Annotated in this window: 11 protein-coding genes; 3 read left to right on the forward strand and 8 right to left on the reverse strand. The window is 47.7% G+C overall.

The genetic code is table 11. The features are described 5' to 3' along the window. Positions 1 to 153: 153 nt before the first annotated feature. Positions 154 to 1,056, reverse strand: coding sequence for a GyrI-like domain-containing protein (locus ACED36_RS03345; RefSeq protein ID WP_017006220.1), 903 nt, complete (start codon positions 1,054 to 1,056; stop codon positions 154 to 156). Positions 1,057 to 1,333: 277 nt separating this feature from the next. On the opposite strand from ACED36_RS03345, the gene ACED36_RS03350 reads away from it, so the two are divergent. Then, positions 1,334 to 1,687 carry a DUF6404 family protein gene (locus ACED36_RS03350; RefSeq protein WP_016958318.1) on the forward strand — a complete coding sequence of 118 codons (354 nt, stop codon included), beginning with the start codon at positions 1,334 to 1,336 and terminating at the stop codon, positions 1,685 to 1,687. A gap of 229 nt (positions 1,688 to 1,916) precedes the next feature. Here the strand turns inward: ACED36_RS03350 and ACED36_RS03355 are convergent, their stop codons facing one another. The 5 genes from ACED36_RS03355 to ACED36_RS03375 form a co-directional block, all read right to left on the reverse strand. Continuing rightward, positions 1,917 to 2,465: an SRPBCC family protein gene (locus tag ACED36_RS03355; protein WP_016958317.1), complete on the reverse strand. Its 549-nt coding sequence runs from the start codon at positions 2,463 to 2,465 to the stop codon at positions 1,917 to 1,919. A gap of 167 nt (positions 2,466 to 2,632) precedes the next feature. Next, the gene (locus ACED36_RS03360; RefSeq protein ID WP_016958316.1) at positions 2,633 to 3,481 is read right to left on the reverse strand and encodes an ABC transporter permease; all 849 of its coding nucleotides are present in this window, start codon (positions 3,479 to 3,481) and stop codon (positions 2,633 to 2,635) included. Between the two features lie 9 nt (positions 3,482 to 3,490). Next, on the reverse strand, positions 3,491 to 4,747 hold the full coding sequence (locus ACED36_RS03365) for an ABC transporter permease (RefSeq protein WP_371732792.1): 1,257 nt from the start codon (positions 4,745 to 4,747) through the stop codon (positions 3,491 to 3,493). Between the two features lie 70 nt (positions 4,748 to 4,817). Beyond that, entirely contained in the window at positions 4,818 to 5,903 is a 1,086-nt protein-coding gene (locus ACED36_RS03370; RefSeq protein ID WP_017003778.1) for an extracellular solute-binding protein, read from the reverse strand. Between the two features lie 190 nt (positions 5,904 to 6,093). Continuing rightward, the gene (locus ACED36_RS03375; protein ID WP_016958313.1) at positions 6,094 to 7,206 is read right to left on the reverse strand and encodes an ABC transporter ATP-binding protein; all 1,113 of its coding nucleotides are present in this window, start codon (positions 7,204 to 7,206) and stop codon (positions 6,094 to 6,096) included. Between the two features lie 259 nt (positions 7,207 to 7,465). Between ACED36_RS03375 and ACED36_RS03380 the strand changes: the two genes are divergently transcribed. Further along, entirely contained in the window at positions 7,466 to 8,452 is a 987-nt protein-coding gene (locus ACED36_RS03380) for an ABC transporter substrate-binding protein (protein WP_371732793.1), read from the forward strand. A gap of 59 nt (positions 8,453 to 8,511) precedes the next feature. Here ACED36_RS03380 and ACED36_RS03385 read toward each other — a convergent pair whose 3' ends face one another. Then, positions 8,512 to 9,273: a ribonuclease H family protein gene (locus tag ACED36_RS03385; RefSeq protein ID WP_017003780.1), complete on the reverse strand. Its 762-nt coding sequence runs from the start codon at positions 9,271 to 9,273 to the stop codon at positions 8,512 to 8,514. A 242-nt stretch (positions 9,274 to 9,515) separates the two neighbouring features. On the opposite strand from ACED36_RS03385, the gene ACED36_RS03390 reads away from it, so the two are divergent. Continuing rightward, positions 9,516 to 11,234, forward strand: a complete 1,719-nt coding sequence (locus ACED36_RS03390; RefSeq protein WP_371732794.1) for a pseudouridine synthase — start codon at positions 9,516 to 9,518, stop codon at positions 11,232 to 11,234. A gap of 100 nt (positions 11,235 to 11,334) precedes the next feature. On the opposite strand, the gene ACED36_RS03395 is transcribed toward ACED36_RS03390, so the two are convergent. Then, positions 11,335 to 11,670, reverse strand: coding sequence for a rhodanese-like domain-containing protein (locus ACED36_RS03395; RefSeq protein WP_371732795.1), 336 nt, complete (start codon positions 11,668 to 11,670; stop codon positions 11,335 to 11,337). Positions 11,671 to 11,756: the final 86 nt, after the last annotated feature.

Raw genomic sequence — 11,756 nt, forward strand, 5'->3', positions numbered from 1 at the left:
GGCATCAGTGTTGGTTTACTTTTTGTATCGAGGAAAACTGGCTAGGCGCTCATTAATCATACAGATCATGTTAGGCATATTGATGAATCAAAGACTTGGGCGAGAGTTTATGGCCGAAGAGAAAACCGCCCGTATTCACGGGCGGTTTGCGATTTACATTTTAATGGCGGTGCAAAAGCTCACATCTGCTTGATGTGTCTTTGGATCAAAGCTGTGGTAAAGCTCAAAGCAAGGTCGGCTGTCGGTTTCAAAGCCCGACGCAATCACATCAGCCATGATCTCGTCCCATGCTGTAGGGTACTGACTGAAATCGGTGATCGTTTTTCGCATCACGCCATAGTGACCACCCGGAAAATCTTGTAACTCAATACCAGCAGCTACTTCTGTGTCTGATGGCACCATTAAACAAATATCAGTTCGGCATTTTTCAGCAGGCGTAATTTCAGGGTTATCGTGATAAATAAAAATACACGTGCTGCCAGCCAGCCCTTTGGCGCCCGCCCATTGATAGAGGCGACCTGATGCCGCTTCGTAACCATGCCCATAAGGTCCAGTGACACGAACATAAGCCAGTGTTGCTTGGTCGAATAATTGCGTTTCCATATATGCACTCCGTTGTGATGTGTTGGAGCCAGTATATGGATTGTCATTTGTGTCAGCGTTTCCAATCTTGCGCAGTGCGTGTCCAATCTTGCTGTTTCGAGAAAGCGTCGCAAACGCAGAGAGATCTTCACACTCTCGAAAAGCCGAAGGTGTGACACCGAAGTGTTGATTAAACGCTTTGGCAAGGCTTTGAGAGGAAGAAAATCCATACTCTAGCGCCACGTTAAGCACGGCCTGCTTTTTCTTAAAAAGATCATCGGCAGCAGCTTCTAACCTCAAGCGTCGGATGTAATCAGCCAACGTTTCTCCTTGTACCGCTTTAAAGGTGCGATGAAAGTGATACGGCGATAAGTTGGCCAGCGCTGCAACTTCAATCAAATTCAAGGGTTGATTAAAGTGTTTTTCCAAGTGACGGATCACGGGGAGCAAACGTTTTTGATAGTCGACTTTCATGGCGGAATATTCGCTTTGGGCAAGAACAGAACATCTAGCCTAGCTGAAGTAGAAGAGCGTTCAATGGCACATCAAAACAAATGGGACAACTGCCCAACTTCAGCCAGAAATTACACGTATTGTCGAACTCGTCACGCGTCTTGTTTTACCCATGTCGCGGGAAAACAGTGAAATCCTCATCCCAACGAGAGCAGGGTCACCAAATACGTTTGCATCTCTTCAATATGCAAATGGTTTAGGTATAGTTTCAGCACTGAGTTGTAGATAGTGAATGAACATGGATTTTGAGCAACAATTGGACCGCGCACATCAAGTGCTTCTCAAAAAGGGTTTTTCTGGCGCAGCCATCAACCCCATCATTTATCGCCTTGTGCGAAAAGCGGGCCTAAAAGTCCCCCCACCCCAATTTGCCCATATTGGCATTAACATTCTCGTTGGCACAGTTTGGTTCGGCACCTTGTGGGGCGTGATCATGTGGTTTATGCAATGGCAGAGCCTTGGTGTAACGTTGAACTACGCCGTCAATGCTTCTCTTCTGACGGGAATGATTTTCGGCTTAATGATGTCCATTTGGTACAAGATAAGTGCTAGACGAAAGTCATTGCCTAGCTGGCATTCTTTAGCCGAGTAAACGTTGAACAGCAATGTTTAATCAAGCACTGCTGAACAATTAAGCGTCAATGAATAAACAGTTTGGTTTGCCGGTTACCTTATTTGGGGGAATGGGTGACTGGCACACCAACCTTCAAAAGCACGATGAAACTGTCATCGTGCTTTCTTGTTTTACACACTATTTTTTCAATTCAGTGCGCTAAACGCTGTCTTCTAAGCGCTATCAACACGTTTAGTCATTAGAGTGTTTATTGGCTTTTCGCTTCCATCAGCTTTTTCAAGTTGCCCAGTCCTGCTTGATATAACCCTGTTACACCTCTCACTGCCGCATCATCAGTCAGGTACGGTGGAGGATCGCTTTCTGGAAAACCGCGAAAAAACTCGCCGCTCCACGTGACTTCACTGGCACTGTCTCCTTTAGCGACAACTGAAATGGTCGATTGATAATGTGTCACTGGCAACAAGTCGACATTATCTTTCACGATTTTGTATTTCAATGTCATCGCAGCAGGGTCAATAGACACCAATTCTTCTTCGACAGATGCATCACCAATGAACAATTCCCTGACCGCGCCCGCCTCGTTCGGCGAACCTGAAATGAGGACATTTTTAGAAACACCCGGCACCCAAAAATCCGTCCCATCAAAGCCTATCACCCTCTGCCACACCTTTTGAGCAGGTGCGGCAATCTCAACTTTTTCTTGCACTGACAGTTGTTCCAAACCGTCTAGCGCCTTCACGGGTGACGCTATCAAACAAACCGCGAAAATTGCTGCATTTCGGACACACGAATTCATTGTTATCTTCCTTAAACGAAAAGAGATCTCAAATGAAACTAGTTGAATTTAGCGAGTGACAGATGGCATAAACATGGGAATGAGAAATTGAAATTTACGGTTTGGACAAGCATGAACCACCTGCGCAGCATTGCAGCCGCACAAGTGTGTCATCGCGTGAAGTTCAGTTAGTCTTCAAGGCCACGCAGTCTTGCACTGCGACGGCGAAGCAGTTCAAGCGTGGTCAACAAGGCAATTGAAAGCACAACCAGCAAGGTCGCCGCAGCCAGAATTGTTGGGCTGATTTCTTCCCGTATGCCTGACCACATTTGGATAGGCAAGGTGGTTTGTTCCGGTCCCGCAATAAACAGCACCACCACCACTTCATCGAATGACGTGATAAACGCAAACAGTGCGCCAGAAATGACACCCGGCGTCACCAATGGCAATACCACTTTGAAGAAGGTCGTTACAGGGTTGGCCCCTAAACTTGCAGCAGCACGTGTTAGAGAGTGGTCAAAACCGCTTAAAGTGGCGGTGACAGTGATCACCACAAATGGAATACCCAACGCGGTGTGCGCAAGCACCACGCCTAAATAGGTGTGGGTCATCTGAAATCGGGAAAAGAAGAAAAACATCGCAGCGGCAGAGATTATCAAGGGCACGATCATTGGCGAGATCAGTATCGCCATGATGACGTCTTTGTAAGGCATGTAGCGGCTAGATAAGCCAAGTGCCGCAATGGTACCGAGTACTGTCGCCAAAATCGTTGAAGCGATTGCGACAATCACGCTGTTCTTCACGGCGGACTGCCAAGCGTCTGACGTAAAGAAATCTTCATACCAGCGCAATGAATATCCCGCAGGATCAAAACTCAGCATCTCAGGAGTAAAGGTAAAATAAGGTTCAGCGTTGAAGCTCAGCGGTAAAATGACGAGCAGCGGGCCAATCAGAAACAAGAATATTCCTGCACAAATCACGCGAAAGACCACAAACCATACTTTTTCGCCTGTCGTCGCACATTCTGGTAATGCCATCGTTATTTCCTACCCTAACTTCACGTTGTCGACGCCAACTAGGCGGTTATAAAGCCAATACAAAACCATCACGACCACCAGTAATATCGATGCAATTGCCGCTGCCAGACCCCAGTTCAGGGATGTTTGCATGTGATACGCAATAAAATTAGTAATGAAAGTACCGGTTTGACCGCCTACCAACGCTGGGGTGATGTAGTAACCAATCGAAAGAATGAACACCAGAATCGACCCTGCGCCGATGCCAGGTAGGGTTTGCGGGAAATAGATCCTTCGGAACGCCAGCGCCTGTGGCGCACCCATTGAGCGGGCAGCACGGACATAGCTCGGCGAGATGGTTTTCATCACGGAGTAAAGCGGAAGGATCATAAACGGCAGCAAGATATGCGTCATCGCAATCAAGGTGCCCGTTTGGTTATAGATCATTTGAATGCGGTTATCATCATCCAGCACACCCGCCCCCACCATTAAATCGTTCAGCACGCCCTGTTGCTGCAAAATGGCTATCCAAGTTGCGGTGCGAACCAATAGTGACGTCCAAAATGGCAGCAATACCAAGATCATCAACATGTTGGCTTTTTTGGCAGGTAAATTCGCCAACAAATAAGCGACGGGATAACCCAATAGCAAGCAAAGAAAGGTGATCGCCATACTCATATAGAGCGTGCGCCAAAATAGAGAGGTGTATATCTGTAAATATTCGGGTTGAGCAACAATATCGCCGTTGTCGTCGTAACGCAGGTCAACGGCATTAAGATAGTAAGAAAGCGTGTAAGGCGACGACTCTCGCTCGATCAGCTTCCAAGTGCCGATATCCATCCAGCGCTTATCCACTTTGGCCATCGCGTCTTTGTATGGCCCTTCTGTGATTCTTTTCGATTTTCGCGCCGATTTCATGATCAGCGAACGCATTCCTGATTTTTCATAGTTTAAGCGAGACGCAACTTTGCCGATGTTTCTCGCTTCAGCACCGATCTGTAAATCAGACACCAGTGCTGCATAAATTTCTTCATTCGGCAGTTCATTGCCGTCCCAGCTTTCGAGCGCTGCCGTCGTTTGCGGCATGTAGGTAGCCACTTCTGGGTTTTCAACACTGCGTTGCAGCATATCAAAAATGGGGAGCACAAAAGCCACCAGCAAGAAGGCCAGCAAAGGAGCAACAAGCAAGAAGGCTTTGATTTTGTTACGACGAATTGAGCGCTGTTGGCTCACGCGAAGTGATACACCATCTGCCGTTTTAATATCGTTGGCTGAAGTTTCCTGCACCACACTCTCCCATTAGATAAAACGCAAAAAGGCGAGGATCGATATTCGAATCCTCGCCTACAACATCAACTTATTTCACTAACCACGCATTGAAGCGCTGTGCCAATTCGTCACCGTTATCCGCCCAGAACACATCGTCCTTCGGAATTGCGGTCGCGAAATTAGGTCCATAGGTTGGCATATGCGGTTTCATTTCAATGCCAGAGTCGGCATGGGTTGTCACCATACCTGCTGATGAGTTACGTGCAGGCCCATACGAAATGTATTTGGCTTGATCAGCAAGGCGCTGCGAATCCGTCGCAAAACGGAGGTAGTCTTTCACCTTGTCCAACTTACCTTTTGGCACAACCCAACCATCCAGCTCAAACACTTGGCCATCCCAAATGATGTCGAACGGCTGCTTCTCGTTAACGGCTGCGTTAAAGATGCGACCATTGTAGGCAGACGCGAACGCCACTTCTTTATCAGCCAATAGTTGTGGCGGCTGCGCACCCTCTTCCCACCAAATAACAGAATCTTTGATGGTATCCAGTTTCTTAAACGCGCGTTGAACGCCAGCTTCGGTGCTCAATACGTTATAAACATCAGAGGCGGGAACACCATCAGCAATCAAGGCCCACTCAAGGTTATTGATCGGCTTTTTCTGCAAAGAACGTTTACCAGGGAAGTTTTTCAGGTCAAACACATCTTGAATCTTGCTTGGTTGTTTACCGTCAAACATCTCAGAGTTGAACGCAACAATATTGGAGTACACGATGGATGGGACAAAACATTCACCCAAAGATCCTGCAAGGAAGTCTTTCGTCGCTGGCGTGCCATCTGGCGCCGCTGCAAGCAAAAGATCGTGATCGAGAGGCTCTGCTAGCCCTTCATCACAAGCAACAATGGCATCAGACGGCAGAATATCGACCAAATCCCAAGTCACGTTTCCAGCTTCAACCTGTGCACGCAAACCAGAAAGGCCATTTTGCGCCTTGTCGATGTTAACCACTTTTTGGCCTGTCTTTTCAGTCCAAGGTTCGTGGTAGGCTTTGGTTTGGCTCGCAGTATACGCTCCCCCCCAAGACACAACGTTCAGAGTTTCTTCAGCCATTGCTGTGGAAGCAACGCCAGTCAAGCCAGCCAAAATGGCAATATGTAACGCAAGTTTCTTCATCGTCTTCTTCTCCGTGAGTCTTTCACTTATTGACGTCTGAGCAGGAGTAGGAATCCACTTCTTCGCCTAACGATCGACGATAGAAAAACTGCGTTCCATACTTACCCAATTCTTTCCCAACCATTGATCAACTAGCTTTGTGACCAGTCGAACATTTCCTTTGCATCAAAAAACACGAACCTAGAACGTATTAAGAGGCGTCCAAGGCTCTGCAATCTTCTTCAGACCAACCAACACTGATCATGTCCCCACGGCGAAGGTCTGGGTGACCTTCTGCATTGGGTGTTTTAATGATGAATTCGTTGCTGTCACACACTTTGACGCGTGTGCGAAGGTGATCGCCGAGGTAAATCACTTCCTCTACCTTGGCATTGAAAATATTAGGTAGCGCCCCTTGTTCAGGGTTGATGATAATACGCTCAGGACGAAGCGATAAGGTGGACACGTCACCCTGCTTACCGACGGCAACAGGCTTGGCAGTAATGATGTCGCCATTAGGAACTTGAACCCTGCACAGGTTGTCGTCCAACGAAATCACATTCCCTTTGAGGCGATTGTTCTCGCCAATAAACTGAGCAACAAAGGCGTTCGCAGGGCGCTCATAAAGCTCTTCAGGTGTCGCAAGTTGCTGAACCACACCATCATTAAATACCGCGATTCGATCTGACATAGTCAACGCTTCTGACTGATCGTGAGTCACGTAAATCATGGTCACACCCAAATCTTCCTGAATGTGTTTGATCTCGTATTGCATCTCTTCACGTAGGTTTTTATCCAACGCGCCGAGCGGTTCATCCATTAATACCAGCTCAGGTTCAAATACCAATGCGCGTGCCACGGCAACACGTTGCTGCTGACCGCCCGACAAATGTGCAGGACGGCGATGGCCGAATTCTGTCAAACGCACCATATCGAGTGCTCGTTTCACTTTCTTTTCGATATCGGATTTTGAGAGATTGCGAACTTGGAGGGGAAAAGCGAGGTTTTCTTCCACCGTCATATGAGGGAAAAGAGCGTAATTTTGGAATACCAGACCAATACCGCGTTTGTGCGGTGGGAGCGTTTTGATCGGATTACCATTGAGATAGATATCACCGTGAGTAGGCTGCTCAAAGCCTGCCATCATCATCAATACGGTGGACTTTCCTGAGCCCGATGGGCCAAGAAGAGTAATGAACTCACCTCGCTCGATATCCATCTCAAACCCTTTGACCACCAAAGTTCTGCCATCGTAGCTTTTCTGGATATTATCGAACTTTACAAAGGGGAACGCCGTGCTGTTTGAATTGCCATCCTGTTGCATGATCCATGCATTCCTTACACCTCTAAACAACCTAAAGCGTATAACACGGTGTTAACAATGATCAAAGTGCATGCTAACTAGTGAGAGGCTGATCATGAGCAATGCTTAAAATTCTTTCACAAACGCGTGGTGAAACTGTGCATTCAAATGTTAGAAACATCACGTTTATCAACAAATGCTAAACAATCCTTACATTCCCTTTGTTATCGTGGGCACAAATATAACAGTACACAATTTTCTATTGCTGGAGGCTTTGTAAATGCTTGCACGTTTAACCCCCTTGGCACTTCTTGTGCTCTCACCTCTCGCTAACGCTAGTGAATGCGGCGATGTCACCATTGCCGATATGAACTGGAATTCCGCGACGCTGATGGCGCACGTTGATCAATTCATCTTGCAAAATGGCTATGACTGCAACGCGGAGTTGGTTCCTGGCGATACCATGCCAACCGGCGTTTCGATGACAGAAAAAGGCGAACCGGATATTGCACCTGAATTTTGGAGTAACTCACATAAAGAGATGCTTCAAAAAGGCGTTGATGCCGGCAAACTGCGATTTGCAGGTAAAGCCTTCGCCGAAGGGGGAGAAGAAGGTTTCTGGGTGCCTAAGTACATGGTTGAAAAACACCCAGAGCTGGCCACCATCGAAGGGATTAAAGCCAATGCGAAACTATTCCCGCACCCTGAGGATGATAGCAAATCTGCCTTTATGACCTGTCCGTCAGGTTGGACATGCCAGATCACCGCAGGTCATCTATTTGACGCATTGAATTTAGAAGCATCTGGCTTTGAGCTGGTTGACCCCGGTTCTGGTGCAGCGCTAGCTGGATCAATCGCCCGTGCTTACGATCGCGAAAAGTCGTGGTTTGGTTACTATTGGTCACCCACCCCTGTGCTGGGTCGCTACGACATGGTAAAAGTCGACTTTGGCGTTGACGCCGATCCTGCCCACTATGAAAGTTGCATCACTCAAGAAGATTGCACCAATCCAAAAGTGACGGCATATCCACCCTCAGCGGTGAACACGATCACCACAGAATCCTTTGCGCAGAAATCACCCGCGGCATATGAATACATTGCAAATCGCGCTTACGCAAACGCTGACATGAGTGCCATGATGGCATGGATGGAAGAAAACCAAGCCGACGGTGAAATAGCCGCGCTGGAATTTTTTGAATCCTACCCACAAGTGTGGACCCAATGGGTACCCGCAGATGTGGCAGACAAGGTTAAAAAAGCACTGTAGCGCGTTAACTGACCAGCAAACAAAGAAGCGGCCCAATGCTTTCACCTTGGGCCGCTTTTTTAGCCCCTTCGCAACGCCAATATTTCATTGATATCGGTGGTTTCTCGATACAGATTCAATGCTTCGTCTTTACGTTCAATCGCCAAAATCGACATTCGGTCAGCCAGTTCATTACCTTCAATGCCAACATGACCATTGACGTGATAAACAGTGATGTGAGATTTCAACGTTTGATAGAGCGCGTAAGCGGGCTGAATAATGTCGAGATTTTTAATTTCTCCCCCTGCCTTTTTCCATCCTTTCGATTCCCAACCCGACGCCCACTTGGTCACGCAATCAATCGAGTATCGAGAATCACAATAGATCGCCACAGACAGCCCTTGAGCAAGCTTCTCTTTGGCGATAATAAACGCTTGGTATAGTCCGTGAAGTTCTGCCGTGTTGTTGGTACCAACCGCCTGATAAAGCCCGTACCACAACTCACTGAGTGCATTGTTGTTATAGACCGCCAACCCTGTTCCGGCTTCGCCAGGGTTCGGTTCACAGCCACCATCCGTAAATATTTTGATATCAAACGGCATCTCAGTGATTTGCGTTTGTGTCAGTGCTGCGGACTTAGGTTTGGCGATTTTTGTTGCCGTTGCGGCCTTGCTTGACGTTGCGCTAGCCTTGCCGCCATAAGCTGCCTCAGCTTCGCCTAACGTAGGAAACGATTTGAATTTTGCGCCTTGAAAGCCGTCAACTTGCGCCTTGCACTGTGTCCAGTCAGTGTAAATACCGCTCTTACGACCTTTCCACACCACATAGTATTTTTTAGCCAAACTGATCCCTTACTTAAATTCCGACGATGCATTTAGCAAAAAGCACCCATCATACGGCTATTGCCGTGCTACATTCATTATTCATAAATCTGGCTTGCCTGCTACCGATCAGTTTGCACAATATTGCTGATGGCGCTGAAACAACCATGGGAAAGAATGCGTCAGCTGAATGAGCCAAAGTAGTATTTCTCACCTAAACAGGTAAAATCACGCCCCCATCGTGTTGCTGATAGATATTGACCATGCACCCAGACGCATTGTTTACCCCAGACGAACTGTTTACCCGCTTTAACGCCACCATCGATCAATTCGAGTTGCCGAGCGCGTTTACGTTCCCCTTTTACTATCAGCCACATCCGCTTTGTGTGCTTGCTGCCACTGAATTGCAGCAACACTTAGCCACGCAAATCGATTGGCAGCATGACTTTGGGCTAAGCGATGATTTCGAGCTAGACAATGACAAGGCATCAGCAGGCATGGGTAAAATGTTTGGCGTCTTGCTTGTACGTTCTCCAAGCGGTGAGCTCGGCTATTTCAGTGCTTTCTCTGGCAAAATTGCTGAGCAAAACATCCTGCCGAATTTCGTACCACCTGTGTTTGACATGCTGGCCGAAGCGTGTTTTTTCCAAACAGAGTTGGAAGCGATCACTGCGTTAAACACACACGTCACCACGCTTACTGCTAATCCTTTAGTGGCGCAACTGACGGCTCAGATCGCGCAATATAAAACCGAATACCAAACCCTTGAACAACAACAACGTCAATCCATGATTGCGGGTCGCGCAGCACGCAAGCAACAGCGCCAACAGGCTGAGAGAGCCCTGACCGGAGACCCACTGAAAGACGCTCTCGATACACTTGCCAAACGAAGCGTTGCGGAGAAAAACGATCTTAAATACCTCAAGCTGGAATGGGATCAAAAAATCGGTGCGGTTCACGTAGAACTCACTCAGTTAACTGCTGATATCGAGCATGCCAAACAGCAGCGTAAAGCCTTATCTAATGCGCTTCAAAACAAACTGTTTGAGCAATATTGCTTTCTGAATGCACGTGGGGAAGAAAAATCCCTCAAAGCCATTTTCGCGCCAACAGCCAGCCCTGTCCCACCTGCAGGGGCCGGCGAGTGCGCGGCACCCAAACTGCTCCACTACGCTTACAAACACGGCTTTACCCCGCTTGCGATGGCCGAATTTTGGTGGGGCGTTTCACCAAAATCAGAAGTGCGTCAGCATAAAAAGTTCTACCCATCATGCCACGGCAAGTGCAATCCCATTCTTGGGCATATGCTGCAAGGGTTAAGCGTCGACCCAAACCCATTGGAAGAAAACTGGGCAGAAGATAAAGCGTTGGAAATTGTCTATCAAGACGACGCTATTGTCGTGGTGAATAAACCCTCTGGCCTACTCTCTGTGCCAGGGAAAACCATTAAAGACTCCGCGTACACCCGCGTTATCGATATGTTTCCTGACGTTGAAGGGCCGTTTGCGCTGCATCGATTAGACATGGCGACATCGGGCTTGTTGGTCTTTGCCCTCACGCGACGTGCGAACAAGAACTTACAAAAACAGTTCATTACTCGCGGCATAGAAAAACGCTATATCGCCATGGTGGAAGGCGTTGTTGAACAAACTCAAGGTGAGATCAATTTGCCAATGCGCGGCGACCCAGACGACAGGCCTCGTCAATTGGTCTGCTTTGAACATGGCAAGCCAGCAACAACTTATTGGCAGTTAATTTGTATTGAAAAGGGTCGCAGTAAGCTTCATATGTACCCGAAAACAGGCCGTACTCATCAGCTTCGCGTGCATTGCGCACATCACATGGGGCTGAATATGGCGATGGTAGGTGATGGTTTATATGGCGATAGAGATGCACGCCTTCACTTGCATGCGGAACAACTCGCGTTTGATCACCCTTACACGCACCAACGCATGACGTTTAGCGTTGATTGTGATTTTTAATCAATAGAAGACAGAAACAACTGGCGGGCACAGCATACTCATATTTTGTTAAATGAGAGCCCGTGCCTTCTCATCTCTAACTGGCGTTGGGAACGTGGGTTCATTGGTCTTTCAAACCACGCTCCACTCTCGCATCGCTAATACCCCCCGCATTAAACACATTCTGATAGCCTGCACCTTTAAGTGCATTCATTGCTTTACCTGAACGAACGCCGCTGAGGCAATACAAGCGAATTTCCGTGTCTTTGTCAGGGTAAAGCGCCCTGACTTCTTTAACGATCTCTGAATGAGAAATCCTTGCGTCACCCGGTATGTTATCGAAAAAATGCTCCGCTGCACTGCGGGTGTCTATCCAAACAGCCTCAGCATGGGCTGTCGCACTGAGCAGAATAGCCATTAGGGCAATGACAATGTGTTTAGTGCTCTGAAACGTCATGGTTTTCTTTTCCCTTAGCGATGAATGTTCCTATGGTTGCTGTTCCAATCTCTAACATTACCCATCTCCAATGCAAGCTTTGCTGA

The sequence above is a fragment of the Enterovibrio sp. FF113 genome (assembly GCF_041439165.1).
In the GTDB taxonomy this organism is placed as follows: domain Bacteria; phylum Pseudomonadota; class Gammaproteobacteria; order Enterobacterales; family Vibrionaceae; genus Enterovibrio; species Enterovibrio norvegicus_A.

What these genes read in the sequence shown, in the direction of transcription:
- ACED36_RS03345 (WP_017006220.1), bottom strand. Translation starts at nt 1,056, where the DNA reads ATGAAAGTCGACTATCAAAAACGTTTGCTCCCCGTGATCCGTCACTTG.
- ACED36_RS03350 (WP_016958318.1), top strand. Translation starts at nt 1,334, where the DNA reads ATGGATTTTGAGCAACAATTGGACCGCGCACATCAAGTGCTTCTCAAA.
- ACED36_RS03355 (WP_016958317.1), bottom strand. Translation starts at nt 2,465, where the DNA reads ATGAATTCGTGTGTCCGAAATGCAGCAATTTTCGCGGTTTGTTTGATA.
- ACED36_RS03360 (WP_016958316.1), bottom strand. Translation starts at nt 3,481, where the DNA reads ATGGCATTACCAGAATGTGCGACGACAGGCGAAAAAGTATGGTTTGTG.
- ACED36_RS03370 (WP_017003778.1), bottom strand. Translation starts at nt 5,903, where the DNA reads ATGAAGAAACTTGCGTTACATATTGCCATTTTGGCTGGCTTGACTGGC.
- ACED36_RS03375 (WP_016958313.1), bottom strand. Translation starts at nt 7,206, where the DNA reads ATGCAACAGGATGGCAATTCAAACAGCACGGCGTTCCCCTTTGTAAAG.
- ACED36_RS03380 (WP_371732793.1), top strand. Translation starts at nt 7,466, where the DNA reads ATGCTTGCACGTTTAACCCCCTTGGCACTTCTTGTGCTCTCACCTCTC.
- ACED36_RS03390 (WP_371732794.1), top strand. Translation starts at nt 9,516, where the DNA reads ATGCACCCAGACGCATTGTTTACCCCAGACGAACTGTTTACCCGCTTT.
- ACED36_RS03395 (WP_371732795.1), bottom strand. Translation starts at nt 11,670, where the DNA reads ATGACGTTTCAGAGCACTAAACACATTGTCATTGCCCTAATGGCTATT.